Origin of the sequence: Pseudomonas sp. WC1, from assembly GCF_050586565.1 — a bacterium.
GTDB lineage: Bacteria > Pseudomonadota > Gammaproteobacteria > Pseudomonadales > Pseudomonadaceae > Aquipseudomonas.
In genome coordinates, this window is record NZ_JBOBDQ010000004.1 from 61588 (window position 1) to 85820 (window position 24233).

Here is a 24233-nt window from a genome sequence, read left to right on the forward strand (position 1 = left end):
GTGCTGCTTGGTTGGATCGCTAATGCTGTTCTGGGGTTGGGGTGATAATACCAGTACAACAAGAAGCTGCTGCGCGAGATCGACCGCCGCGTGCGTTACCTGCGCAAGCGCCTGGAAGACGTCAAGGTGGTCGAGTACTCGTTGCGCTTTCGCATCGTCGGCTATGACGAGATCCACGGGCGCAACGACTATATCTCCATCGACTCGCCCATGGCCCGGGCGTTGCTCAAGAAGGAGGAGGGCGACGAGGTGGTGGTGCCCCCCCCCCGGGTGAGGCAACCTGGTACGTCAACCGCATCAGCTACCCGGGTAGCGATGCCCGATAGACCTCTACCAGCACCTGTGCCGCTGCTGCGATCTGCTCATCGGTGAGCGCTGCATAACCGATCAGCACGCCGGCGGGCCAGGTGTGTTTGCGGCAGAACAGACCGATCGGCTGCAACACCAGCCCGCATTGCCGGGCCCGCTCGCAGAACGCCTGCTCACTGACGCCGTTGGGCAACCAGAGGACGAAGTGCAGGCCGGATTGCTCGCCGCTGACGGTCATGCCTGGCTCTGCCGCGAGACGCTCGAGCAGCAGGTCCCGGCGGCGTTGGTAGGTCTGCCTTGCGATGCGCAGGTGCCGTTCATAGTGACCGCGCAGCAGATACTGGCGCACCGTCCGCTGGGCGATGATCCCCGGCGTCTGCCCTGTTGCCGCCAACCAGTCGATGAGCCGTGCGCGCAAGGTTCGCGGTACAACCGCGAAGCCCAGCCTCAGCCCACTGAACAATGTCTTGTTGAAGCTGCCGCAGAACAGCACCCGGTCATGCTGGTCGAGCGCCTTGATCGCCGGCAGTGGCGCGCAGGCATAGTTGTATTCGCTGTCGTAATCATCCTCGACGATGTAGGCATCTCGGGTCTGTGCCCAGTCCAGCAGCGCCTGGCGTCGCTGGACGCTCATGCAGATGCCCAGCGGAGCCTGGTGCGCGGGGGTGGTGTGCACTGCGCGGACGTTGTCGTGCCTGGCCAGTTGTTCTACGTCCAGGCCTGCCTGGTCCACGGCGACGCAGATCACCCGCCTGCCGGTCTGTTCGAACATGCGTGCGGCCCAGGAGTAGCCCGGATCCTCCAGGGCGATGGCGTTGTCCTTATCCAGCCACTGGCTGATGAAGTGCAGTGTGTGGCGAATGCCCTGGGTCACGACGATATCCTCGACGTCGCACTCTATGCCCCGATAAAGGCGGATGTGAGTTGCGATAGCCTTGCGCAGCAACCTGTCACCCGCGTGCGGAACGCTCTCGGTGATCGCCGCAAGGGCATCGGCGGCCAGTTGCAGATGACGCTGTTCAAGCAGCGTCGGGTCTGCCAGCCGGGCGACGAAGGGCACGCCCGTCTGCAGCCAGGCTTCTGGCAGGGCGGCAGGGCTGGCGCAAGGCGCGGGCTCGTGGGGGCAAGCGAGCGTGGCCAGGGGCTGGTCGTTGGCCGCGATCAGCGCATCGGGACGCAGCGGTGCGACCACTGAGCCCGCGCCTTGTCGGCGCAGGATGCAACCTTCCAGGGCGAGTTGTTCGAAAACCAGCTCGACGGTGCCCCGCGCCACTCCCCACCGCTGGGCGAGGGTGCGGGTGGAGGGCAAGCGTGTGCCGGGCGCCAGATGGCCACCGGCGAGCAGATCTTGCAGGAAGGCATAGAGCAGCTGGTGCTTGCGGGCCGAAGGTTTGGCGGACAGCTCGAACGGCAGGGCAAGGTCAAGGGCAAGCGGTTGTTTGCCTCTGGCCATAAGTGGTCCCATGCCTTCCAGCAGGTGCTGGGTTTCAGTGAGCTGGAGTATGGCGCGCTGATCGGCGCCTGTGCCTGTGGCTATGTGGCGGGCAGCACCATCGCGCGGCGCCTGAGCCAGACCCACGACCTGGACGCGCTGCTGGCGCTCGCCGCGATGATCGGCTTGGGAGGTTGCATAAGCCTGTCACTGGGGCTGCTGCTGGTGGGGCCGGGGACGCTGGTGTTCCTGCTGCCGATAATCGCGCTGCTGGTCTGTACCGGTATGGTCATTCCGATCACGCAGGCAGGGTTGTTGCGTTGCGTCAGCCAGGACGTCGGCATGTCGTCGGGGCAGTTCTTCTTTCTGCAGATGATGGCCGGCGCCCTGTACTCACTGTTCCTCAGTTGCATCCCGCCGCTGGACCTGAACCATCTGGCGATCGCCGTCGCTGCCCCGATAGTACTCATGGCGGGGGTGGTGGGCCGGCTGCGCCTGCGCGGCCGCCTACAGGCCAGCCAGCCCTGAACCCTGGCCTGCACAGGGCTCAACCCTCGCGCAGCACGGTCAGCGGGCTGCTGTTCAGTGCCCGCCGGGTGCCATAGCCACCGGCGGCGCCGATCAGCAGCGCGCCCAGCAGCGGCAACAGGAGCAGCGCCGGGTGCGGCGCCCAGGCCAGGTCGAAGGCATGGCGGTACAGGCCGAAGGTGATCAGCTCGCAGCCGAGTGCCGCGAGCAGGCCGCTGGCGGCGCCGAGCAGGCCGAACTCGATGCGTCGTGCCTTTACCAGCAGCGGGCGTGCCGCTCCCAGGGCCCGCAGCAGGGCACCTTGGCGGATGCGTTCGTCGAGGGTCGCCTGCAGGCCGGCAAACAGTACCGCCAGCCCCGCAGCCAGCACGAACAACAGCACGTACTCCACCGCCAGGGTGACTTGGGCGAGGATGCTGCGCAGCTGGGCGAGCAGCGCATCGACCTGCAGCACGGTCACCGCCGGGAACGCCCGGGACAGCGCGACGATTTCCTGGTCGTGGCCCGCCGCCAGGTAGAAGCTGGTGAGGTAGGTGGTGGGCAGGCCTTGCAAGGTGCCCGGCTGGAAGATCATGTAGAAGTTTGGCTGGAAGCTGTCCCAATGCACGCTACGCAGGCTGCTGACCCGGGCCTGGCGTTGCTGGCCGCCGATGTCGAAGGTCAGCAGGTCGCCCAGTTGCAGGTGCAGGCTCTGCGCCAGCTCCGCTTCCACAGAAACCCCGGGGGCTTCATCGTTGGCGGGTGCCTGCTGCCACCATTGGCCGGCGCTCAGGGCATTGCCCTGGGGCAGCTCGGCGGCCCAGGTCAGGCTGAGGTCACGCTGGATGGCGCGCTCGCCAGTGGACTCCTTGCTGACCAGCTGGCGCACTGGCTGCTCGTTGATATGGGTCAGGCGGCCGGGAATCACCGGGTACAGCGGCGCGGCGGTGGCGTTGATCTGGGCCAGGCGCTCGGCGAAAGGCTGGCGCTCGTCGGGCAGGATGTTCAGGGCGAAATGATTGGGTGCGTCCTTGGGCAACTGCGCCTGCCAGGTGTCGAGCAGTTCCGCCCGCAGCAGGGCGACCAGGCCCATTGCCAGGAGGATCAGGCCGAAGGCCAGGGCCTGGCCGGCGGCGGCCAGCGGGTGACGCAGCAACTGCCCGAGCCCCAGCCGCCAGGCCAGCGGCGCGCCGGCCAGCAACCGGCGCAGGCTGCGCAGGCCGAGCAACAGTAACCCCCCCAGCAGCAAGGCGGCGATCAGCCCGCCGCCGAGCAGGGCGAAGGTCAGCAGCAAGTCCAGGCTCAGGCGCCACATGATCAGGCCCAGGGCGAGCAGTGCGGCGCCGTACACCAACCAGCTGCTCGGTGGCAGTGGCAATAGGTCGCGGCGCAGGACCCGTAGCGGCGGCACGCGACCCAGGGCTGCCAGGGGCGGCAAGGCGAAGCCGGCCAGGGCTACCAATCCGGTGCCGATGCCGGCCAGCGCCGGGGTGAGTCCACCGGGCGGCACCTGGCTGGGTAGCAGCCCTTCGAGCAGGCGGAACAACCCCAGCTGGGCGAGCCAGCCGAGCAGTGCGCCGATGACTGCGGCGGCGACACCGAGCATTGCCAGTTGCAGGCTGTAAAGGCCAAGGGCCTGATGCCGGGACAGGCCCAGGCAGCGTAGCAGGGCACTGGCATCCAGGCGCCGCGCGGCGTAGCGGCTGGCTGACAAGGCCACGGCGACACCGGCCAGCAGCACCGCCACCAGGCTCGCCATGTTCAGGTAACGCTCGGCCTTGCCCAGTGCGCCGCCGATCTGCCGGTTACCGTCGCGAGTGTCGAGCAGGCGCTGGTTGGCGGCCAGGCTTTTTTCCGCCGCCTGCCGGTACGTTTGCAAGGCGTCGATATCACCGCGCCACAGGTCGCGGTAGCTGACCCGGCTGCCCGGCTGGATGACGCCGGTGGCGTCCAGGTCGGCGAGGTTCATCAGCACCCGAGGGGTCAGGCTGTAGAAGTTGCCGGCGCGGTCGGGCTCGTAGGTCAGCACGCGGCTCATGCGCAGGGTCTTCATGCCGACGTCGATGCTGTCGCCGATGGCCAGGCCGAGCGCCGCGAGCAGGCGCGGTTCGACCCAGGCCTCTCCCGGCGCCGGGCCGCCACCGGGCGTCTCTGCGGTATAGGGCGCCGGGGCGCTGCGCAATTGGCCGCGCAGCGGGTAGGCGGAGTCGGCCGCCTTGATGCTGGAAAGCTGGATGCCGCTGTCGCCGCCAACCACGCTGGTGAACTCCACCACCCGCGCATGACGCAGGCCCAGCGCGGTGCCGCTGGCGATCTGCTGCGCGGCGGGTGGGGCACTGCCCTGCAGGACCAGGTCGGCGCCGAGGAACTCGCTGGCGCGCAACTGCATGGCGCCGTTCAGGCGAGCGCCGAAGTAGCCGATGGCGGTGCTGGCCGCCACCGCAACCAGCAGGGCGAAGAACAGCACGCGGACTTCGCTGGCGCGCGCGTCACGCAGCAACTGGCGCAGAGCAAGGGTGCACAGGCGTGGGAACGATAGGCGGGTCATCAGGGCTCCAGGGGCGTCACCAGGCGTCCGGCATCCAGGCGGATCAGGCGGCGGCAGCGCTTGGCCAGGCGTTCGTCGTGGGTTACCAGCACCAGTGTCGTGCCGCGCTCCTGGTTCAGTTCGAACAAAAGGTCGCTGATGCGCTCGCCGGTGTGGCTGTCGAGGTTGCCGGTGGGCTCGTCGGCGAACAGCACGGCCGGTTGCGCGGCGAAGGCGCGGGCGATCGCCACCCGCTGCTGCTCGCCGCCGGAGAGCTGGCGCGGCGTGTGGCTCAGGCGTTTGCCCAGGCCGACCCGCTCGAGCAGATCGCGAGCGTGCTCGCGGGCATCGCGGCGACCGTCGAGCTCCAGCGGCAGCATGACGTTCTCCAGGGCGTTGAGGCTGTCGAGCAGTTGGAACGACTGGAACACGAAGCCGACGTGCTCGGCGCGCACCCGGGCGCGCTGGTCCTCGTCGAGGGGGCCGAGGTCGTGTCCGGCCAGTATCACCTTGCCGGCACTCGGCCGGTCGAGCCCGGCGAGCAGGCCCAACAGCGTGGACTTGCCGGAACCGGAGGCACCGACGATGGCCAGGCTGTCGCCTTGGGCGAGGTCGAGGGAGAGGGCGTGGAGGATGGTCAGGTCGCCTTCCGTGCTGGGGACCACTTTGCTAAGGTTCTGCGCAACGAGAATGCTGGGGCTCATGGAGAATCCGATGCGAATGTGGTGGTTGAGTGCCGGTCTGGCCCTGTGTTGCCTGGCCCAGGGCGCGGCAGCGGGAACATTGCTGGTCGTGGGCGATAGTATCAGCGCCGGTTTTGGCCTGGATACCCGTCAGGGTTGGGTCAACCTGCTGCAACAGCAACTGCGCAAGGAGGGTTTTGACGACCAGGTGGTCAATGCCTCCATCAGCGGCGACACCAGCGCGGGCGGCCAGGCGCGGCTGTCGGCGCTGCTTGCAGCGCACAAGCCGGACCTGGTGGTGCTGGAGTTAGGTGGCAACGATGGCCTGCGCGGGCAGCCACCGCAGCAATTGCAACAGAATCTTGCGGCAATGATCGACCAGTCCCGCGATGCGGGGGCCAAGGTCGTGCTGCTGGGCATGCGCCTGCCCCCCAACTACGGTGTGCGCTACACCACGGCGTTCGCCCAGGTCTACGAGCAACTGGCCACGGAGAAAAAGGTGCCGCTGGTGCCGTTTTTCCTGGAAGGCGTGGGCGGGGTGCCGGAGCTGATGCAGGCCGATGGCATCCACCCTGCAGCCGCCGCCCAGCAGCGCTTGCTGGAAAATGCCTGGCCGGCGATAAAACCCTTGCTGTGATGCTTTTATCGGGGGCCGCTTTCGGCTAATGTTGCGCCCCCCGTTTCGAGTGCCCCCGATGCCGCGCCCTGCCTGGTCCCTGTACGCCTACCAACTGATCGAGCCCGACGAGCAGCTCGACCTGTTTGCCTGCCAGGAAGTGCGCATCCACCTCGCCGCCCGCCAGCTCGAGCTCGGCGTGCCTGTCGACCGCACCTTGTGCGGTGGCCTGCTGCCCGCGCAGCCGCGCTGGTCGAGTGTCGAGCGGGCCATCTACCGTGACGAGCGCCTGTGTGAGTTGTGCAAGGCAATCCTCGATGCCCAGCGGCGTGGCATGCGCCCGGTGTGGCCGGAACTCTGAGCGCCTTTCATCATCTGAAATGCTTGCGCCTCCCGCTTGTTTCGGCGCGGGTGTACAATCGATTCCCTTGACTGACCTTTCGAAGGATTTCCCGGATGTTGCCGCGCTTTCCCGCCGTCACCCGTAGCCTGACCCTGGCCGCCTTGCTGGCGACAGGCCCCGCTGTTGCGCTGGAACTGCCGTTGCCACCCCCCGGTGAGGACGTCGTCGGTCAGGTCCACACCATCCAGGCCAAGTACGAAGACACTTTCGCCGATATCGGCACCGCCAACGACCTTGGCTATCTGGAGATGATCGCCGCCAACCCCGGCGTCGACCCGTGGCTGCCGGGCGCCGGTACCGAGATCATCCTGCCGACCCGCTACATCCTGCCGCCGGGGCCGCGCGAAGGCATTGTCATCAACCTGGCCGAGTACCGCCTCTACTACTACCCGAAAGGGCAGAACGTGGTGCATACCTTCCCGCTGGGTATTGGTCGCGAGGGTTGGGGGTCGCCGATCGCGAACACCAAGATCACCGCCAAGACACCTAATCCGACCTGGACCCCGCCGGCCTCGATCCGTGCCGAGCACGCCGCCGATGGCGACATCCTGCCGTCCGTGGTGCCGGCCGGGCCGGACAACCCGTTGGGGCCGTTCAAGTTCACCCTTGGGGTGCCGGGCTACCTGATCCATGGCTCGAACAAGAAGTTCGGTATCGGCATGCGCACCAGTCACGGTTGCTTCCGCATGCTCAACAACAATGTGCTGACGCTGTCGAAGATGGTCCCGGTGGGCACCCCGGTACGTATCATCAACGAGCCGTACAAGTTCGGTATCAGTGCTGGCAAAGTCTATCTGGAAGCCCACACGCCGCTGGACGATCAAGGCAATCCGTCGGTGGTCGACAAGCACACCGCCGTCATCAACGCGCTGCTCAAGCGTGAAGACCTGGCCAACAACTTGCGCATGAATTGGGACATGGTTCGCGATGTGGTCGCCGCCGAAGATGGCATGCCGGTCGAGATCGCCGTGCCTGCCAATGGTGCAAGCGTGCCGATGGTGTCGAGCATTCCACCGGAATTGCAGTAAGCGATTACCCGCCGTTAACTAGCGGGGCACTTAGGGGTCGCCTTGCGGCCCATCGCGGGGCAAGCCCGCTCCTACAGGTAGGCGTGCGCTGCGCTGTAGGAGTGGGCCTGCCCCGCGATGGGACGCAAGGCGGCCCCTGTTGTTTGGCCTTGCAGCAACAGGCTTTCTTCGAGGCAATAAAAAAGCCGACCCACAAGTGGGTCGGCTCCATAACAATCCGTGAGGATTATTACTTGCGGCTGGCTTTGTCCAGCATACGCAGAGCGCGCTCGTTGGCTTCGTCAGCGGTCTGCTGAGCCTTCTGAGCAGCTGCCAGAGCGTCGTCAGCTTTGCGGTAGGCTTCGTCTGCACGAGCCTGGGCGCGAGCTGCTGCGTCTTCGGTAGCAGTCAGGCGAGCTTCGGTTTCTTTGGATACGCTGCTGCAACCGGTAGCCAGAACTGCGGCCAGAGCCAGAGCAGAGAATTTCAGAACGTTGTTCATCGTGTTCCCCTTCAAGGACTTTCTATTAAATAGCCATCTCTCGGAAAAGAGAAACTGGCCGGCGTACATAGTACCCATTACTTGTAGTAAGTAAACTGACTGAGCGCAAGAACTGCAAAAAAAATGCTGCCGAGGGCTCTGGCGACAGGGTTTGTAAACAAAGTGTGAAAACCATGGGCAGCGTTCGCAAGCGATTGTAGTACAGGAACTTTTTTGTTGAACTAAGGGTGACTTTAACTGTCTGTCAGCGTCTTAGCCCTACAACATCCGGATGCTGTTGCCAGGCGGTGCAGGCGTTGCTGTCAGCATTTTCATTCAGGGCAGCTTGAGCATTCTTGCTGGCGCCGCCTACTATTTGAGGGTGCCATCGACGCAGAACGATCCAAATCGTGCTGCTGTCCAAGGGGCACAGGTGGCGTGGAGGTTCCTCCGCCGGATAAACCACATCGGTAAGGTAAGGGTCTGCCGACAAGACCTGCGAGGAGTAGTGATGAGCGAAACGCTGACCATCCACCATGACCAGGCCGGTCATCAGTTCGAGACCACCGTGGACGGTCACCGGGCGTACCTGACGTACATGGACCTGGGCAAGCAGACGCTGGACATCTATCGCACCTTCGTTCCCAACGCCCTGCGCGGGCGCGGGATTGCCGCCGCGCTGACCGAAAAGGCCCTGGAGTACGCCGAGCAGATGGGCTATACGGTCATCCCGTCGTGCTCTTATGTGGAGCGCTACATGGAGCGCCAGCAGCGTCATTCGAGCAAGGCCTGACCTGGCAGCACGCACACATGAAAACGCCGGGCATTGCCCGGCGTTTTCGTTTGCGCGATTTCTCAGCCGCGCTGACGCTTGGGCAGCACATCCTTGAGCTTGGCGTGCATGCTGCGCAGGGTCTTCTCGGTGGCGGCCCAGTCGATGCAGGCGTCGGTGACCGACACGCCATACTGCAGCTCGTCGAGGTTCTTCGGAATGGCCTGGCAGCCCCAGTTCAGGTGGCTCTCGACCATCAGGCCGATGATCGACTGGTTGCCTTCGAGGATCTGGTTGGCCACGTTCTCCATGACCAGTGGCTGCAGGGCCGGATCCTTGTTGGAGTTGGCGTGGCTGCAGTCGACCATGATGTTCGGCTTGATCTTCGCCTTGGCCAGGTCCTGTTCGCACAGGGCGACACTCACCGAGTCATAGTTGGGCTTGCCGTTGCCGCCGCGCAGCACCACGTGGCCGTAGGCGTTGCCCTTGGTGGTGACGATGGACACGCCACCTTCCTGGTTGATGCCCAGGAAGCGGTGCGGCTTGGACACCGACTGCAGGGCGTTGATCGCCACGGTCAGGCCGCCATCGGTACCGTTCTTGAAGCCGACCGCCGAGGACAGGCCGGAGGCCATCTCGCGGTGGGTCTGGGATTCGGTGGTGCGTGCGCCGATGGCCGACCAGCTGATCAAGTCCTGCAGGTACTGCGGGGAGATCGGGTCGAGCGCTTCGGTGGCGGTGGGCAGGCCCTTCTCGGCCAGGTCCAGCAGCAGCTGGCGGCCGATGTGCAGGCCATCCTGGATCTTGAACGAGTCATCGAGGTACGGGTCGTTGATCAGGCCTTTCCAGCCGACGGTGGTGCGTGGCTTCTCGAAGTACACGCGCATGACCAGGTACAGGGTATCGGAAACTTCCTCGGCCAATACCTTCAGGCGCTCGGCGTACTCGTGGGCGGCCTTGATGTCGTGGATCGAGCACGGGCCGACCACGACGAACAGGCGATGGTCCTTGCCGTCGAGGATATTGCGCACCACTTCACGGCCGGCAGTCACGGTCTGCAGGGCCTTGGCGCTGAGGGGGATTTCCTTCTTGAGCTGATCAGGGGTGATCAAGGTCTCGTTGGAGGCAACGTTAAGGTCATCGATCGGTAAATCAGCCATCGTGTTACTCGTCAGGTCACGGGTGCCGGCCGCCAGCAATCCCCGTGCGGCCCAGCAGCAGATTGTTCGCAGCGGGGAGGCCGAACCTTAGCGCGTTAGCGGGGGCGCGACAATGGGCTGGGCCCCGTCGATACGGGGTTTTTGCCCGCCAAGCGGCATTTGGGCGCGAGCTTGCGGCCTGGCGGGACGATTTCACCGTGGCAGCAACACCTGCGTATAGTGCTGACCCATAACAATGACTCTTGACCAGGAGCACGGCATGGCGTCCCTCGACCCTCAGGTTGGCAATCCCCGTATCGGCATCATTGGCAGCGGCGCAATCGGTGGCTTCTATGGCCTGATGCTCGCCCGCGCCGGCTTCGACGTGCACTTTCTGTTGCGCAGTGAATACCAGGCCGTGCATGAGCAGGGGCTGCAGCTCGACAGCGCCGTGCATGGTCAGGTGCGCATGCCCGTGCAGGCCTACGCCTCTGCCGCCGACATGCCGCCTTGCGACTGGCTGCTGGTGGGGGCCAAGGCCACCAGCAATGCCGAGCTGGCGCCCTTGATCGTGCAAGCCGCAGCGCCGCAGGCCAGAGTGGTCTTGCTGCAGAATGGCCTTGGGGTCGAGGAGCAACTGCGCCCGGCCTTGCGTCCGGACATGCACCTGCTGGGTGGGCTGTGCTTCATCTGTGTCAACCGCGAGCGCCCCGGGGTGATTCGTCACCAGTCGTTGGGCGCGGTGAACCTGGGCTATCACAGTGGCCCTGCACAGGGTGACGCAGCGGTAGTGGCGGAGGAGGGCGCGGCCCTGTTCCGGGCCGCGGGCATCGACTCCCAGGCCATGGCCGACCTCGACCAGGCGCGTTGGCAGAAGCTGGTGTGGAATGTGCCCTACAACGGCCTTTCGGTGCTGCTGCAGGCCAGCACCACACCCCTGATGGGCGATGCCGACAGCCGTGCGCTGATCCAGGCTCTGATGGCGGAAGTGGTGGCCGGCGCCAGGGCCTGTGGCCTTGAGTTGCCGCAAGGCTATGCCGAACACCTGTTCCGGGTTACCGAGAAGATGCCGGACTATTGGCCAAGCATGTATCACGACCATGCCTTGCAGCGGCCGCTGGAGCTGCAGGCGATCTACGCCGAGCCCTTGGCCCGCGCACGCGCGGCGGGGTGCGAGTTGCCGCGCATGGAGGCGTTGTACCAGGCACTGGCGTTTCTCGACCGGCGTAACCGGCAGGCCTGAAAGCCGCAGCGGCTGTGCGCCGGACGGCCAGGCGACGGCCCATGGCGCTGCTAAGCTCAAGCTTGCTCTGCCGAAGCGGCAGTCGAGGAGGTCGAATGATCCGTTCCATGCTGTTCGCTACAGACCTCGGTGTTTACGCGCCCTTCGTCATGCAGCACGCCTTGGCCCTGGCGCGGACCTTCAACGCGGAGCTGTATGTGATCCATGCCGTGGAGCCCATGGGCCAGTTCGCCGAATCCTTGCTGCAGAGCTACCTCGATGAGCAGACTCTCGATGCATTGCACAGTGAGGGCGTGACTACGGTCATGGCCAATATCGAGCAGCGGGTGCTGGAAAACTTTCGCGAGGAACTGGGCGAGGTCGCCGATCTGGCGCTGATCCGTGCGGTACGGGTGCGTCAAGGCGACCCGGCGCAGGTGATCCTTGAACAGGCCCAGCGCCTGGCGGTCGACTTGCTGATCTTTGGCAGCCACAGCGCGGGGGCCGGGGTGGACGTGCCGATCGGTCGCACGGCGGTGCGGCTGCTGCAGCTGTCGCCGGTGCCGGTGTACATGGTGCCGTTGGCCCAGCATCTTGGGCGTAGGAAGGTGTGAGTGTGGCGGTAGGTTTTTTCCTGCGAACGTAACAAAATAGTTCTAGATTTATTTCTCTAGCCACTAATATAGTTATAACTCGTTGCTGCCGGCGCGCCGGTGACCTACCGCCTTTGAGGGATATCTATGAAGCTTCAGCAACTGCGCTACATCTGGGAAGTGGCGCACCATGACCTCAACGTTTCCGCGACGGCGCAGAGCCTCTATACCTCCCAGCCCGGGATCAGCAAGCAGATCCGCCTGCTCGAGGATGAGCTGGGCGTCGAAGTCTTCGCCCGCAGCGGCAAGCACCTGACCCGTGTCACCCCGGCGGGCGAGCGCATCATCAATACTGCCGGCGAGATCCTGCGCAAGGTCGAGAGCATCAAGCAGATCGCCCAGGAATTCTCCAACGAGAAAAAGGGCACCCTGTCGATCGCCACCACCCACACCCAGGCGCGCTATGCGCTGCCGCCGGTGATCAGCAATTTCATCAAGCAATACCCGGAAGTCGCCCTGCACATGCACCAGGGCTCGCCCATGCAGATCGCCGAGATGGCGGCTGACGGCACCGTCGATTTTGCCATCGCCACCGAGGCGCTGGAGCTGTTCGGCGACCTGATCATGATGCCGTGCTACAAGTGGAACCGTTGCGTGGTAGTGCCTCAGGGGCACCCGCTGACCAAGCTGCCTAAGCTGACCCTGGAGGCGGTGGCTGAGTACCCGATCGTCACCTATGTATTCGGCTTCACTGGTCGCTCCAAGCTCGACGAGGCGTTCAACCACCGTGGCCTGACACCGAAGGTGGTGTTCACCGCGGCCGACGCTGACGTGATCAAGACGTATGTGCGCCTGGGCCTGGGCGTGGGTATCGTGGCCAAGATGGCGGTGGACCCGAAGCTCGACAGCGACCTGGTGTGCCTGGATGCCAGCGAACTGTTCGAAGCCAGCATCACCAAGATCGGTTTCCGTCGCGGCACCTTCCTGCGTGGTTTCATGTGCGACTTCATCGAGAAGTTCGCCCCGCACCTGACCCGTGAGGTGATGGCCAAGGCGATCCAGTGTCATAACAAGCAGGAGCTCGAAGAGCTGTTCGAGGGCGTCGAGTTGCCGGTGCACTGACCTGAAATAACTGGGGCCGCTTTGCGGCCCCAGTCGTTTATGCCTTGCTGATCAGGTTGCCGGCGTGCAGCCCGCATTCCTTCTGGGTCGACTCCTCCCACCACCAACGTCCTTCGCGCTCATGCTGGTTCGGCAGCACCGGGCGGGTGCACGGCTCGCAACCAATGCTGATGAAGCCGCGCTCATGCAGGCTGTTGTAGGGCAGCTCGAGCATGCGGATGTAGCCCCAGACTTCCTCGCTGGTCATCTGCGCCAGGGGGTTGAACTTGTACAGGGGGTGTTCGGGGGTGGAGAAAGCGCTGTCGATCTCCAACGCAGCCACTTGGCTGCGGGTGCCCGGGCTCTGGTCGCGGCGCTGGCCGGTGGCCCAGGCGCTGACGGTGGCCAGCTTGCGGCGCAGCGGCTCGATCTTGCGGATGCCGCAGCACTCGCCGTGGCCGTCCTTGTAGAAGCTGAACAGGCCCTTTTCCTTGACGAACGGGTCGAGCTTGGTGCGGTCCGGGCTGAGGATTTCGATCGGCAGGTTGTACTGCTCGCGCACCTGGTCGATGAAGCGGTAGGTTTCCGGGTGCAGGCGACCGGTATCGAGGCTGAACACCTTGACCTGCTTGTTCAGTTTCCAGGCCATGTCCACCAGCACCACATCCTCGGCACCGCTGAAGGAGATCCACAGGTCGTCGCCGAAGTGTTCGAAGGCGAGCTTGAGGATCTCCTGCGGGGACTTGCTGGCGTAGGTCGCGGCCAGGGCGGCGACGTCGAAGGGTTGGCTCATCAGGCGGTTTCCATCGGGTGAGTGGCGCTGTGCGCTCGTAGTGGTCAGATGGTAACAAAAAATGGCGGGGCAGACGCCTGGCGATCGCGGGGCAAGCCCGCTCCAACGGAGTTCTACAAGGCTTGCAGCGTTTCCATCAGCACGCGCACCTTGGCGATCGACTCTTCGTATTCGGCCTGCCAATCCGAATCGGCCACCACCGCGCCACCGCCCCAGCAACTGACCTGGCCGTCCTTGACCAACAGGCTGCGGATGGCGATCGAGCTGTCCATCTCGCCGCGCACGTCGAGGTACAGCAGCGAGCCGCAGTACAGCGCCCGGCGCGTCGGCTCCAGCTCGTCGATGATCTGCATGGCGCGGATCTTCGGGGCGCCGGTGATCGAGCCGCCGGGGAAGCTGCCAGCGATCAGGTCCAGGGCGTCCTTTCCGGCGGCCAGCTGGCCGACCACGCTGCTGACCAGGTGATGGACGTTGGGGTAGCTCTCCAGGCTGAACAGTTCCGGGACCTTCACCGAGCCGGTCTGGCAGGTGCGACCGATATCGTTGCGCAGCAGGTCGACGATCATCAGGTTTTCCGAGCGGTCTTTGGCGCTGGCCAGCAATTCGGCGGCGTTGCGGGCGTCCTCGCGCGGGTCGGCGGAGCGCGGCCGAGTGCCCTTGATCGGGCGGGTCTCGACCTCGCCCTGGCTGACACGGATGAAGCGCTCGGGTGAGAAGCTCAGCAGCGCCGTGCCTTCATCCAGCTGCTGGTAGCCGGAGAAAGGCGTTGGGCAGGCGGCGCGCAGGGCCTGGTAGGCGTGCCACGGGTCGCCCTGGCATGGGGCGCGGAAGCGTTGGGTAAGGTTGATCTGATAGCAGTCGCCGGCCTGGATGTAGCGCTGGACCTGGTCGAACGCTGCCCGGTACTGCGCGGCGTGAAGATCGCCGGTCATCGGCGCGAGCAACTGAAAGTCAGTCGATTCGGCCGAGGGGCTGGCTTCGAAGATCGCGATCAGGCGCTGCCGTTCGGCTTGGGGCAGGCTGGGGTGGAACACCAGTTGGCTGCTGCCCAGTCGATGGTCGGTCACCAATGCCCACGCATACAGCCCGAGCTGCGCATCAGGCAGCTTGAGGTCGTCGGCCGCCAAGGCGGGCAGATGCTCCAGGCGCCGGCCGAAATCGTAGCTCAGGTAGCCGATCAAGCCGCCGGCGAAGGGCAGTTCGATGCCGTCGGGCAGTTGGGCTTCCCCCAGGTCCACCAATGACTGGCGCAGGCGTTGCAGATAAGCCTGGCCGTTTTCATCGGTGCGTGCCTGCAGCTGTTGCAGGGGCCAGGCGCTGAGCAGGTCGTAGCGACCCCGTTCGGCGCTTGGGCGGGCGCTGTCGAGCAGGATCGCGCCGGGCGCGCGGCGCAGGCGTTCGAAGTAGAAGGCGGGGTCGGGCTGGTAGGGCAGGGGGTGCAGCGTACAGGTCGGCATCAGAGTGGACGGCGATGAAAAAGCGAGGAGGGCGATTGTAGACCTGTGGGGGGGATGCGCCTAGCGCTGGCAGCGACATTTAGATGTTGCGCAAAGACGGGGTCGTGGGAGCGGGCTTGCCCCGCGATAGCGCAGGCTGCCTTTATGCCAATCGCGGGGCAAGCCCGCTCCTACGAGGTTTCAGCCTGGATGAACGTGTCCGAACAGGCCTTGCGAGACCTTCACGCGCTGCTCGGCATCCTCGCTGCGACCTTCCTTGGCCAGCATCTCCAGATGCGCCTCGATGGCGTGGGTGCGTTGCGTGAGTCCGCAGTCGTTGGCGATCTGGATGTTCAGGCCGGGGCGGGCGTTGAGTTCGAGGATCAGCGGGCCCTTGTCCTGGTCCAGCACCATGTCCACGCCGATATAGCCCAGGCCGCACAGCTCGTAGCAGCTGGCCGCAAGCTTCATGAAACCGTCCCAGTTCGGCAGTTGCACGCCGTCCACTGCGTTGGTGGTGTCGGGGTGCTTGCTGATGATCTTGTTCAGCCAGGTGCCGCGCAGTGTCAGGCCGGTGGCCAGGTCCACACCGACGCCGATGGCGCCCTGGTGCAGGTTGGCCTTGCCGCCGGACTGGCGGGTCGGCAGACGCAGCATGGCCATCACCGGATAGCCCATCAGCACGATGATGCGGATGTCGGGCACCCCCTCGTAGCTTATGCTCTTGAAGATCTGGTCCGGAGTGACCCGGTACTCGATCAGCGCCCGGTCGCGGTGCCCGCCCAGCGAATACAGGCCGGTAAGGATGCTGGAGATCTGGTGCTCGATCTCCTCATGGCTGATGATCTTGCCCGAGACCGTGCGGTAGCGGTCCTCGAAGCGGTCGGCGATCACCAGGATGCCGTCACCACCGGCGCCCTGGGCCGGCTTGATGACGAAGTCGCTGCGCCCGCCGATGATCTCGTCGAGCTTCTCGATCTGCTTCTCGGTCTCGATGATGCCGTACATCTCCGGCACATGGATCCCGGCCGCCAAGGCGCGCTCCTTGGTGATGATCTTGTCGTCGACGATCGGGTACAGGTGGCGCTTGTTGTACTTCAACACGTAGTCCGCGTTGCGCCGATTGATACCCATGATGCCCCGGGCCTCCAGGGCTTTCCACGTCTTGATCAGGCCGAACATCAGGCGTCAGCCTTCTTCAGGAATGCCTTGAAGCGCACGAGCTCGGTCAGGCGGTAGCCGCGATAGCGACCCATCGCCAGCATGAAGCCCACCAGGATCAGCAGCACCGCCGGGAAGGTGAAGACGAAGTACACGGCTTCCGGCACGGTCATCAGCAGGTGCGCGATGGAGGCGGCGAACAGTGTGCCGACGGCCACTTTCATGGCATGGCCGCCGCCACGCTCTTCCCAGGTGATCGACAGGCGTTCGATGGTCATGGTCAGGATTACCATCGGGAACAACGCCACCGACAGCCCGCGCTCCAGGCCCAGCTTGTGGCTGAACAGGCTGATGGCGGCGATCAGCACCACGACGAAGGTCAGTACCACCGACAGACGCGGCAGCATCTGCAACTTGAGGTGTTCCAGGTACGAGCGCAGCGACAGGCCCAGGGCGGTGATTACCGTGAACAGGATGATGCCGAAGCCCAGTTGCGTCTCGCGGAAGGCCAGGGCGATCAGTACCGGGGTGAAGGTGCCCAGGGTCTGGATGCCGATCAGGTTGCGCAGCACCAGGATCACCAGCACGCCGATCGGGATCATCACCATGATCATGAAGGTCTGCTGGGTCTGTAGCGGCAGGCCGTACAGCGAGTACTCGAGGAAGTCGGCGTCGGTGTTCTCGTCGGTCAGCTTGGCCAGGCGGATGGCGTTCATCTCGCTGTTGTTCATGCTGAAGGTGACGGTGGCCTTCTTGCCGCCATCGACGGTGATCAGGTTGTCGTCGCCGGTCCACCACAGCAGGCGGTCGCTGGGCAGGCCCTGTTCGCCGGTCTCCGGGTTGAAGTACAGCCAGTCGTTGCCGTTGAAGCTGCGCAGCCACAGCTCAGGGCTCTGCGGGGTGTCGGCCACCAGGCGGATGGTGTGGACCTTCTCCAGCGGAACGTGGGCGATGGACAGCAGCAGGTCGATGACCTGGGCTTTCTTCAGCGGCGAGTTGTCGCCGGCCAGCAGCAGCTTGGCGTTGTCGTCGTTGGCGTTGTTGACCCGCTTGATGGTCTCGCTGACGAAGGTCTCGACGTCAGCCGAATGCTGGCGAATCGGTGCCATCAGCGCCTCGGCGGCAATCTTCTCCGGACCTTCGACGGCCAGGCTGTCGCGGAAGGTCGGGCCTTTGATCTTGGCCTTCTCGTTGCTGTAGCGCTTGGTCAGCACCAGGCGGTAGTAGAGGGTCTGGTTGCCGCTGGCGCGACGGGCCGACCAGGTCACCTTGCGGTTGCCGTCGGCGCGGTTGACGCTGACCCCGTAGTTGTTGGAGATGAAGCTCTCGTTGAGGCTCACGTAGTCACGGTTCAGCGGGGGCACGAACATCTGCACCTTGACCGGGTCCTTGGCGCTGGCAACGAACTCGACCTTGGCGTCGATGTTCCACAGGTCATCGGTCTCGTCCTCGGTCACCGGGATGCCGAGGGCGAAGATCTGGTAGGCCGTGATCGCGATGCCCAGCACCACCAGGATGGTGATCAGGACTTTCAGGTGGAGGGTAAGAGAGCGCATCGGAATTACTCTGCTTTGGTAGCTTCGGTGGCACAGGCAGGTTTGCCGGCCGCGTATTTAAGGCTTGGGTCGACCAGCGCACCGAAGTGCTTGAGCGCCTCGGAGCCGATCAGCAGCGGGAACTGGAAGGCGCTGCGGTCGGTGAGGTTGACCTCGATGGTGCGTCGCGTCTGGCCCATGCAGATGTCGAGTTCGATGACCGGGCGGGCAGTGTAGGCCTTGCCCGAATCGGCGTCATAGTCCCCGGCGCGGCGCTTGATCTTGCTGACGCGGGCCAGAGGGCGTTCGATGGGGTGCTTGTGCGCGGCGTCGATGGCCAGGTAGAAGCGCACCCAGCTCTCGCCGTTGCGCTTGAAGCGCTTGATGTCGCGGGCGCTGAGCGAGGCGGTCTTGGCGCCGGTGTCGAGCTTGGCTGCCACTTCCAGGTCAAGGTCGCCCAGGCGGGCGTATTCATTGAGACCGTACACGGTCTTTTCGGCCGCGGGCGCGAGTGCCGGCAGCAGGGTCAGGCAGAGCAGCAATGAAGCGGGTTTGAGTCTCATAATCCTGGCGCGGTGCTGTGCAAAGTTCAGGGCAAGGCGACTGGCCAAGCGTCCTCATTGATCTGTCATGGGCATGAAAGGATGACAGACACACTATCCATGCTCCCGAAGGAGCGCGGCATTCTATCACGCCGGTGCCTTGACGCCAGCGCGCCCGCGATCTGACCGCGGGTGGGCTTGGTTAGTTCGTTATTAGACGATTGTCGACAATGTTCTTTTTGTCTTTGACTGTGGCTCTCTGTTTAGCTAGTTTTGCCGTAATTGATTTTAAAGGTGTCGACAATCATGCTGGATGCATCCCAGGCCGTGGCACTGCCGCAGGACGAGACCGAGACCCTCTCGGAGCATGTCTTCCGGCGTATCCAGGCCGCCATCGTCAAGGGCGAGATCGCCCCCGGCAGCAAGATTTCCGAGCCTGAGCTTGCGCGTACCTACGGCATCAGCCGTGGCCCGCTGCGCGAAGCCATTCACCGCCTCGAAGGCCAACGCCTGCTGGTGCGCGTGCCCCATGTCGGCGCTCGAGTGGTGTCGCTAAGCCACGCCGAGCTGATCGAGCTGTACGAAATCCGCGAATCGCTCGAAGGCATGGCCTGCCGCCTGGCCGCCGAGCGCATGAGCCAGGCCGCCATCGACGAGCTGCGCCATGTGCTCGATACCCATGAGCGCGATGCCGCGTTCCAGGCCGGGCAGGGCTATTACCAGCAGGAAGGCGACTACGACTTCCACTACCGGATCATCCAGGGCAGCGGCAACCAGACCTTGTACAAGATGCTCTGCGGCGAGCTGTACCAGCTGGTGCGCATGTACCGCATCCAGTTCTCCTCCACGCCCAACCGCCCGCGCCAGGCCTTCGCCGAGCACCACCGTATCCTCGATGCGATCGAAGCCCGCGACGGTGAACTTGCAGAACTCCTGATGCGCCGCCACATCGGCGCGTCCAAACGCAATATCGAGCGCCACTACCAGGGTGCCGACAACAATAGCCCACGAGGTGAGTCATGACAGTGAAGAGCACGCCCGGCCAGCGTTTCCGTGACGCGGTCGCCGCCGAACATCCGCTGCAGGTGGTCGGGACCATCAACGCCAACCACGCCCTGCTGGCCAAGCGCGCCGGCTTCAAGGCCATCTACCTCTCCGGTGGTGGTGTCGCCGCCGGCTCCCTGGGGCTGCCGGACCTGGGCATCAGTGGCCTGGACGACGTGCTTACCGACGTGCGGCGCATCACCGATGTGTGCGACCTGCCGCTGCTGGTGGATGTCGACACCGGCTTTGGCGCCTCGGCCTTCAACGTCGCCCGCACTGTCAAGTCGATGAGCAAGTTCGGCGCCGCCGCCATCCATATCGAGGACCAGGTCGGCGCCAAGCGCTGCGGTCACCGCCCGAACAAGGAGATCGTCTCGCAGCAGGAGATGGTCGACCGCATCAAGGCGGCCGTGGATGCACGCAGCGACGACAGCTTCGTGATCATGGCCCGTACCGACGCCCTGGCGGTGGAAGGCCTGAACGCCGCGCTGGATCGCGCCGCCGCCTGCATCGAGGCCGGCGCCGACATGATCTTCCCCGAGGCGATCACCGAGTTGCACATGTACAAGACCTTCGCCGACCGGGTGAAGGCGCCGATCCTAGCCAATATCACCGAGTTCGGTGCCACGCCGCTGTACACCACCGAGGAATTGGCGTCGGTCGACGTGTCGCTGGTGCTCTACCCGCTGTCGGCCTTCCGCGCCATGAACAAGGCGGCAGAGAACGTCTACACCGCGCTGCGCCGCGACGGCACGCAGAAGAACGTGATCGACACCATGCAGACCCGCATGGAGCTCTACGATGCCATCGGCTATCACGCCTTCGAGCAGAGCCTCGATGCGTTGTTCGCCCAGAAAAAAGGTTGAGGCCGTGAGGGCCTCATCGCTGGCAAGCCAGCTCCCACAGGATTGCGCAAGCCTGCTTTTTGTGGGAGCCGGCTTGCCGGCGATAGGCCGGTACAGCCACCCGGATTAGCCAGAAAGACTTCGATAACAAATTCAAGAAAGGAGAAACACCATGGCCGAAGCAAAAGTACTCAGTGGCGCGGGCCTGCGTGGCCAGGTGGCCGGCCAGACCGCGCTGTCGACCGTCGGCCAGGCCGGTGCCGGCCTGACCTACCGCGGCTATGACGTGCGCGACCTGGCCGCAGGCGCCGAGTTCGAGGAAGTGGCCTACCTGCTGCTCTACGGCGAGCTGCCGAGCAAGGCCGAGCTGGCCGATTACAAGCACAAGCTCAAGGGCCTGCGCGACCTGCCACAAGCCTTGAAGGAAGTGCTCGAGCGCATTCCGCGCGATGCCCACCCGATGGACGTGATGCGCACCGGCTGCTCGGTGCTCGGCACTCTGGAGCCGGAGCTGACCTTCGACGCCCAGCGCGACAAGACCGACCGCCTGCTGGCGTTGTTCCCGGCGGTGATGTGCTACTGGTACCGCTACACCCACCACGGCGTGCGTATCGACTGCAGCAGCGACGAAGACACCCTCGGCGGCCACTTCCTGCACCTGCTGCACGGCAAGAAGCCGAGCGAGCTGCACGTCAAGGTGATGAACGTCTCGCTGATCCTCTACGCCGAGCACGAATTCAACGCCTCGACCTTCACCGCCCGGGTCTGTGCCTCGACCCTGTCCGACCTGTACTCCTGCGTCACCGCCGCCATCGGCTCGCTGCGCGGCCCGCTGCACGGTGGCGCCAACGAAGCCGCCATGGAGCTGATCGAGCGCTTCCAGAGCCCGCAGGAAGCCACTGCCGAGCTGCTGCGCATGCTCGAACGCAAGGACAAGATCATGGGCTTCGGTCATGCCATCTACAAAGAGTCCGACCCGCGCAACGAAGTGATCAAGGGCTGGGCGAAGCAGTTGGCCGACGAGGTGGGCGACAAGGTCCTGTACCCGGTCTCCGAAGCCATCGACAAGACCATGTGGGAGCAGAAGCGCCTGTTCCCCAATGCCGACTTCTACCATGCTTCGGCGTACCACTTCATGGGCATCCCGACCAAGCTGTTCACCCCGATCTTCGTCTGCTCGCGCCTGACCGGCTGGGCCGCGCACGTGTTCGAGCAGCGCGCCAACAACCGCATCATCCGCCCGAGTGCCGAGTACACCGGCGTCGAGCAGCGCCAGTTCGTGCCGATCGAGCAGCGCTGAGGCAACGACCGCTGGGGCTGCCATGCAGCCCTTTCGCCGGCAAGCCGGCTCCCACAATGTCCATGCGTTGCTGTGGGAGCCGGCTTGCCGGCGATGGGGTGCGCAGCGCCCCCAAGGCCTGACCTGCAAACCGAATACCGTGAGCCTGATAACGATATGAACACCGCATTCCGCAAGAACCTGCCAGGCACCGCCCTGGACTACTTCGACGCCCGTGCCGCGGTCGAGGCGATCAAGCCCGGCGCTTACGACGGCTTGCCTTATACCTCCCGCGTACTGGCCGAAAACCTGGTGCGCCGCTGCGATCCGGCCACCCTCGATGCATCGCTCGAGCAACTGATCGAGCGCAAGCGCGACCTCGACTTCCCCTGGTTCCCGGCACGCGTGGTGTGCCACGACATCCTTGGTCAGACCGCCCTGGTCGACCTCGCCGGGCTGCGCGACGCCATCGCTGAAAAAGGCGGCGATCCGGCTGCGGTCAATCCGGTGGTGCCGGTGCAACTGATCGTCGACCATTCGCTTGCCGTGGAATGCGGGGGCTTCGACCCGCAGGCGTTCGACAAGAACCGCGCCATCGAAGACCGCCGCAATGAGGACCGTTTCCACTTCATCAACTGGACCAAGCAGGCGTTCAAGAACGTCGATGTGATCCAGCCGGGCAACGGCATCATGCACCAGATCAACCTGGAGAAGATGTCGCCGGTGATCCACAACGACCGCGGCGTGGCCTACCCCGACACCTGCGTCGGCACCGACAGCCACACCCCGCATGTCGACGCCCTGGGCGTGATCGCCATCGGTGTCGGTGGCCTGGAGGCCGAAAACGTCATGCTCGGCCGCGCCTCGTGGATGCGCCTGCCGGAGATCGTCGGCGTCGAGCTGACCGGGCGCCTGGCGCCGAACATCACCGCTACCGACCTGGTACTGGCCTTGACCGAGTTCCTGCGCAAGCAGAAGGTGGTCGGCGCCTACCTCGAATTCCACGGTGCTGGCGCCAGCGCGCTGACCCTGGGCGACCGTGCCACCATCTCCAACATGGCCCCGGAGTACGGCGCCACCGCGGCGATGTTCGCCATCGACCAGCAGACCATCGACTACCTCAAGCTGACCGGCCGCGACGATCAGCAGGTGCAGCTGGTCGAGACCTACGCCAAGGTCGCCGGCCTGTGGGCCGACAGCCTGGCCAAGGCCGATTATGAGCGCACCCTGAGCTTCGACCTGTCGAGTGTGGTGCGTAACATGGCAGGCCCGTCCAACCCGCATGCCCGCGTGGCCACCAGCGACCTGGCAGCCAAGGGCATTGCTGGACAATGGCAAGAGGTGCCGGGGCAGATGCCGGATGGCGCGGTGATCATTGCCGCCATCACCAGCTGCACCAACACCAGCAACCCGCGCAACGTGATCGCCGCTGGCCTTATCGCACGCAACGCCAACAAGCTTGGCCTGGTGCGCAAACCGTGGGTCAAGTCGTCGCTCGCGCCGGGCTCCAAGGCGGTGCAGCTGTACCTGAAGGAAGCCGGCCTGGAGCAGGAACTGGAGCAACTGGGCTTCGGCATCGTCGCCTTCGCCTGCACCACCTGCAACGGCATGTCCGGCGCGCTCGACCCGGTGATCCAGCAGGAGATCATCGATCGCGACCTGTACGCCACCGCCGTGCTGTCGGGCAACCGCAACTTCGACGGGCGTATCCACCCCTACGCCAAGCAGGCGTTCCTCGCGTCGCCGCCGCTGGTGGTGGCCTACGCCATCGCCGGTACCATCCGTTTCGACATCGAGAAGGACGTGCTGGGCGTGGTCGACGGCAAGGAAATCCGCCTCAAGGACATCTGGCCGAGCGACGAGGAAATCGACGCCGTGGTGCGCGCCTCGGTCAAACCCGAGCAGTTCCGCCAGGTGTACATCCCGATGTTCGCCATCGAGGAAGACAAGGGGCCGAAGGTCGCGCCGCTGTACGACTGGCGTCCGATGAGCACCTACATCCGGCGCCCGCCATACTGGGAAGGCGCCCTGGCCGGTGAGCGTACCCTGCGCGGCATGCGCCCGCTGGCGGTGCTGCCGGACAACATCACCACCGACCACCTGTCGCCGTCCAACGCCATCCTGCTGGATAGCGCTGCCGGTGAATACCTGGCGAAGATGGGCCTGCCGGAGGAAGACTTCAACTCCTACGCCACCCACCGTGGCGACCACCTGACCGCGCAGCGCGCCACCTTCGCCAACCCCAAGCTGTACAACGAGATGGTGCACAACGACGACGGTAGCGTGAAGCAGGGTTCGCTGGCGCGCATCGAGCCGGAAGGCAAGGTGACCCGCATGTGGGAGGCCATCGAGACCTATATGCAGCGCAAGCAGCCGCTGATTATTGTTGCTGGTGCCGACTACGGCCAGGGTTCGTCCCGTGACTGGGCGGCCAAGGGCGTGCGTCTGGCGGGCGTCGAGGCGATTGTCGCCGAGGGCTTCGAGCGCATCCACCGTACCAACCTGGTGGGCATGGGCGTGCTGCCGCTGGAGTTCAAGGCGGGTACCGACCGCAAGACCTTGGGCCTGGACGGCAGCGAAACCTACGACGTGCTGGGCGAGCGCAAGCCGCGCGCGACGCTGACCCTGGTGGTCACGCGGCGCAACGGCGAGCGCGTCGAGGTGCCGGTGACCTGCCGCCTGGATACCGCCGAAGAGGTATCGATCTATGAGGCGGGTGGGGTGTTGCAGCGCTTTGCCCAGGACTTCCTGGAAGGCACGGCCTGAATAAGCGGGGCCGCTGAGCGGCCCTTTCGCCGGCAAGCCG

22 protein-coding genes and 1 pseudogene are annotated in these 24233 nt (G+C 64.8%); 13 read left to right on the forward strand and 10 right to left on the reverse strand.

The window, feature by feature from the left end:
* Positions 1-48: 48 nt before the first annotated feature.
* Positions 49-326 (forward strand): annotated as a pseudogene (locus ACQ4OD_RS02770) (GreA/GreB family elongation factor); the annotation flags it as partial.
* On the opposite strand, the gene ACQ4OD_RS02775 reads toward ACQ4OD_RS02770, so the two are convergent.
* The gene (locus tag ACQ4OD_RS02775; protein ID WP_430943850.1) at positions 302-1762 is read right to left on the reverse strand and encodes a PLP-dependent aminotransferase family protein; all 1461 of its coding nucleotides are present in this window, start codon (positions 1760-1762) and stop codon (positions 302-304) included. The pseudogene ACQ4OD_RS02770 and the gene ACQ4OD_RS02775 overlap by 25 nt on opposite strands.
* Here ACQ4OD_RS02775 and ACQ4OD_RS02780 point away from each other — a divergent pair.
* Entirely contained in the window at positions 1745-2269 is a 525-nt protein-coding gene (locus ACQ4OD_RS02780) for a hypothetical protein (protein WP_430943851.1), read from the forward strand. The genes ACQ4OD_RS02775 and ACQ4OD_RS02780 overlap by 18 nt on opposite strands.
* A 19-nt stretch (positions 2270-2288) precedes the next feature.
* Here ACQ4OD_RS02780 and ACQ4OD_RS02785 read toward each other — a convergent pair whose 3' ends face one another.
* Positions 2289-4796 carry an ABC transporter permease gene (locus tag ACQ4OD_RS02785; protein WP_198753922.1) on the reverse strand — a complete coding sequence of 836 codons (2508 nt, stop codon included), beginning with the start codon at positions 4794-4796 and terminating at the stop codon, positions 2289-2291.
* The gene (locus tag ACQ4OD_RS02790; protein ID WP_139669916.1) at positions 4796-5479 is read right to left on the reverse strand and encodes an ABC transporter ATP-binding protein; all 684 of its coding nucleotides are present in this window, start codon (positions 5477-5479) and stop codon (positions 4796-4798) included. Before ACQ4OD_RS02790 ends, ACQ4OD_RS02785 begins: the two co-directional genes overlap by 1 nt.
* A gap of 10 nt (positions 5480-5489) precedes the next feature.
* On the opposite strand from ACQ4OD_RS02790, the gene ACQ4OD_RS02795 reads away from it, so the two are divergent.
* From ACQ4OD_RS02795 to ACQ4OD_RS02805, 3 genes are all read left to right on the forward strand, one after another.
* On the forward strand, positions 5490-6095 hold the full coding sequence (locus ACQ4OD_RS02795; protein ID WP_173862436.1) for an arylesterase: 606 nt from the start codon (positions 5490-5492) through the stop codon (positions 6093-6095).
* Between the two features lie 58 nt (positions 6096-6153).
* Positions 6154-6435, forward strand: coding sequence for a hypothetical protein (locus ACQ4OD_RS02800; RefSeq protein ID WP_102683256.1), 282 nt, complete (start codon positions 6154-6156; stop codon positions 6433-6435).
* A 95-nt stretch (positions 6436-6530) separates the two neighbouring features.
* The gene (locus ACQ4OD_RS02805) at positions 6531-7505 is read left to right on the forward strand and encodes a L,D-transpeptidase family protein (RefSeq protein ID WP_430943852.1); all 975 of its coding nucleotides are present in this window, start codon (positions 6531-6533) and stop codon (positions 7503-7505) included.
* Between the two features lie 229 nt (positions 7506-7734).
* Here ACQ4OD_RS02805 and oprI read toward each other — a convergent pair whose 3' ends face one another.
* Complete coding sequence (gene oprI / locus ACQ4OD_RS02810) at positions 7735-7986, reverse strand: outer membrane lipoprotei OprI (RefSeq protein WP_003259780.1); 252 nt, start codon at positions 7984-7986, stop codon at positions 7735-7737.
* A gap of 490 nt (positions 7987-8476) precedes the next feature.
* Here oprI and ACQ4OD_RS02815 point away from each other — a divergent pair, with 490 nt between their 5' ends.
* Positions 8477-8758 carry a GNAT family N-acetyltransferase gene (locus ACQ4OD_RS02815; protein WP_031315036.1) on the forward strand — a complete coding sequence of 94 codons (282 nt, stop codon included), beginning with the start codon at positions 8477-8479 and terminating at the stop codon, positions 8756-8758.
* 62 nt (positions 8759-8820) lie between these two features.
* Here ACQ4OD_RS02815 and ACQ4OD_RS02820 read toward each other — a convergent pair whose 3' ends face one another.
* Positions 8821-9897 (reverse strand): 3-deoxy-7-phosphoheptulonate synthase, encoded by a 1077-nt coding sequence (locus ACQ4OD_RS02820; RefSeq protein WP_011533136.1) that lies wholly within the window; start codon positions 9895-9897, stop codon positions 8821-8823.
* A 259-nt stretch (positions 9898-10156) separates the two neighbouring features.
* Here ACQ4OD_RS02820 and ACQ4OD_RS02825 point away from each other — a divergent pair, with 259 nt between their 5' ends.
* From ACQ4OD_RS02825 to cysB, 3 genes are all read left to right on the forward strand, one after another.
* Positions 10157-11119, forward strand: a complete 963-nt coding sequence (locus ACQ4OD_RS02825; protein WP_430943853.1) for a putative 2-dehydropantoate 2-reductase — start codon at positions 10157-10159, stop codon at positions 11117-11119.
* A gap of 95 nt (positions 11120-11214) precedes the next feature.
* Complete coding sequence (locus ACQ4OD_RS02830; protein WP_046854907.1) at positions 11215-11712, forward strand: universal stress protein; 498 nt, start codon at positions 11215-11217, stop codon at positions 11710-11712.
* Positions 11713-11838: 126 nt separating this feature from the next.
* On the forward strand, positions 11839-12813 hold the full coding sequence (gene cysB, locus ACQ4OD_RS02835; RefSeq protein WP_011533140.1) for an HTH-type transcriptional regulator CysB: 975 nt from the start codon (positions 11839-11841) through the stop codon (positions 12811-12813).
* A gap of 37 nt (positions 12814-12850) precedes the next feature.
* Here the strand turns inward: cysB and ACQ4OD_RS02840 are convergent, their stop codons facing one another.
* The 5 genes from ACQ4OD_RS02840 to ACQ4OD_RS02860 all read right to left on the reverse strand — a co-directional run bounded on the left by ACQ4OD_RS02840 (position 12851) and on the right by ACQ4OD_RS02860 (position 18280).
* A complete protein-coding gene (locus tag ACQ4OD_RS02840; protein WP_139669924.1) occupies positions 12851-13585 on the reverse strand; it encodes a phosphoadenylyl-sulfate reductase in 735 nt (244 codons plus the stop codon).
* 113 nt (positions 13586-13698) lie between these two features.
* Positions 13699-15042, reverse strand: coding sequence for an aminodeoxychorismate synthase component I (pabB, locus tag ACQ4OD_RS02845; protein WP_430943854.1), 1344 nt, complete (start codon positions 15040-15042; stop codon positions 13699-13701).
* Positions 15043-15222: 180 nt separating this feature from the next.
* On the reverse strand, positions 15223-16203 hold the full coding sequence (locus ACQ4OD_RS02850; protein WP_102683261.1) for an alpha-L-glutamate ligase-like protein: 981 nt from the start codon (positions 16201-16203) through the stop codon (positions 15223-15225).
* On the reverse strand, positions 16203-17738 hold the full coding sequence (locus ACQ4OD_RS02855; RefSeq protein WP_198753926.1) for an inactive transglutaminase family protein: 1536 nt from the start codon (positions 17736-17738) through the stop codon (positions 16203-16205). Before ACQ4OD_RS02855 ends, ACQ4OD_RS02850 begins: the two co-directional genes overlap by 1 nt.
* A gap of 5 nt (positions 17739-17743) precedes the next feature.
* Positions 17744-18280, reverse strand: a complete 537-nt coding sequence (locus ACQ4OD_RS02860; RefSeq protein WP_102683263.1) for an ATP-dependent zinc protease family protein — start codon at positions 18278-18280, stop codon at positions 17744-17746.
* Between the two features lie 285 nt (positions 18281-18565).
* Here ACQ4OD_RS02860 and ACQ4OD_RS02865 point away from each other — a divergent pair, with 285 nt between their 5' ends.
* The 4 genes from ACQ4OD_RS02865 (at position 18566) to acnD (ending at position 24193) form a co-directional block, all read left to right on the forward strand.
* Positions 18566-19282, forward strand: a complete 717-nt coding sequence (locus ACQ4OD_RS02865; protein ID WP_102683264.1) for a GntR family transcriptional regulator — start codon at positions 18566-18568, stop codon at positions 19280-19282.
* Positions 19279-20169 (forward strand): methylisocitrate lyase, encoded by an 891-nt coding sequence (prpB, locus tag ACQ4OD_RS02870; protein ID WP_038706441.1) that lies wholly within the window; start codon positions 19279-19281, stop codon positions 20167-20169. The genes ACQ4OD_RS02865 and prpB overlap by 4 nt, the downstream gene beginning before the upstream one ends.
* 151 nt (positions 20170-20320) lie before the next feature.
* The gene (prpC, locus tag ACQ4OD_RS02875; RefSeq protein ID WP_110700918.1) at positions 20321-21448 is read left to right on the forward strand and encodes a bifunctional 2-methylcitrate synthase/citrate synthase; all 1128 of its coding nucleotides are present in this window, start codon (positions 20321-20323) and stop codon (positions 21446-21448) included.
* Between the two features lie 156 nt (positions 21449-21604).
* The gene (gene acnD / locus ACQ4OD_RS02880) at positions 21605-24193 is read left to right on the forward strand and encodes a Fe/S-dependent 2-methylisocitrate dehydratase AcnD (protein ID WP_430943855.1); all 2589 of its coding nucleotides are present in this window, start codon (positions 21605-21607) and stop codon (positions 24191-24193) included.
* Positions 24194-24233: the final 40 nt, after the last annotated feature.

Coding starts and splice junctions, on each gene's coding strand:
- ACQ4OD_RS02775 (WP_430943850.1), bottom strand. CDS start 1,762: ATGGCCAGAGGCAAACAACCGCTTGCCCTTGACCTTGCCCTGCCGTTC.
- ACQ4OD_RS02785 (WP_198753922.1), bottom strand. CDS start 4,796: ATGACCCGCCTATCGTTCCCACGCCTGTGCACCCTTGCTCTGCGCCAG.
- ACQ4OD_RS02790 (WP_139669916.1), bottom strand. CDS start 5,479: ATGAGCCCCAGCATTCTCGTTGCGCAGAACCTTAGCAAAGTGGTCCCC.
- ACQ4OD_RS02795 (WP_173862436.1), top strand. CDS start 5,490: ATGCGAATGTGGTGGTTGAGTGCCGGTCTGGCCCTGTGTTGCCTGGCC.
- ACQ4OD_RS02800 (WP_102683256.1), top strand. CDS start 6,154: ATGCCGCGCCCTGCCTGGTCCCTGTACGCCTACCAACTGATCGAGCCC.
- ACQ4OD_RS02805 (WP_430943852.1), top strand. CDS start 6,531: ATGTTGCCGCGCTTTCCCGCCGTCACCCGTAGCCTGACCCTGGCCGCC.
- oprI (WP_003259780.1), bottom strand. CDS start 7,986: ATGAACAACGTTCTGAAATTCTCTGCTCTGGCTCTGGCCGCAGTTCTG.
- ACQ4OD_RS02815 (WP_031315036.1), top strand. CDS start 8,477: ATGAGCGAAACGCTGACCATCCACCATGACCAGGCCGGTCATCAGTTC.
- ACQ4OD_RS02820 (WP_011533136.1), bottom strand. CDS start 9,897: ATGGCTGATTTACCGATCGATGACCTTAACGTTGCCTCCAACGAGACC.
- ACQ4OD_RS02825 (WP_430943853.1), top strand. CDS start 10,157: ATGGCGTCCCTCGACCCTCAGGTTGGCAATCCCCGTATCGGCATCATT.
- ACQ4OD_RS02830 (WP_046854907.1), top strand. CDS start 11,215: ATGATCCGTTCCATGCTGTTCGCTACAGACCTCGGTGTTTACGCGCCC.
- cysB (WP_011533140.1), top strand. CDS start 11,839: ATGAAGCTTCAGCAACTGCGCTACATCTGGGAAGTGGCGCACCATGAC.
- ACQ4OD_RS02840 (WP_139669924.1), bottom strand. CDS start 13,585: ATGAGCCAACCCTTCGACGTCGCCGCCCTGGCCGCGACCTACGCCAGC.
- pabB (WP_430943854.1), bottom strand. CDS start 15,042: ATGCCGACCTGTACGCTGCACCCCCTGCCCTACCAGCCCGACCCCGCC.
- ACQ4OD_RS02850 (WP_102683261.1), bottom strand. CDS start 16,203: ATGTTCGGCCTGATCAAGACGTGGAAAGCCCTGGAGGCCCGGGGCATC.
- ACQ4OD_RS02855 (WP_198753926.1), bottom strand. CDS start 17,738: ATGCGCTCTCTTACCCTCCACCTGAAAGTCCTGATCACCATCCTGGTG.
- ACQ4OD_RS02860 (WP_102683263.1), bottom strand. CDS start 18,280: ATGAGACTCAAACCCGCTTCATTGCTGCTCTGCCTGACCCTGCTGCCG.
- ACQ4OD_RS02865 (WP_102683264.1), top strand. CDS start 18,566: ATGCTGGATGCATCCCAGGCCGTGGCACTGCCGCAGGACGAGACCGAG.
- prpB (WP_038706441.1), top strand. CDS start 19,279: ATGACAGTGAAGAGCACGCCCGGCCAGCGTTTCCGTGACGCGGTCGCC.
- prpC (WP_110700918.1), top strand. CDS start 20,321: ATGGCCGAAGCAAAAGTACTCAGTGGCGCGGGCCTGCGTGGCCAGGTG.
- acnD (WP_430943855.1), top strand. CDS start 21,605: ATGAACACCGCATTCCGCAAGAACCTGCCAGGCACCGCCCTGGACTAC.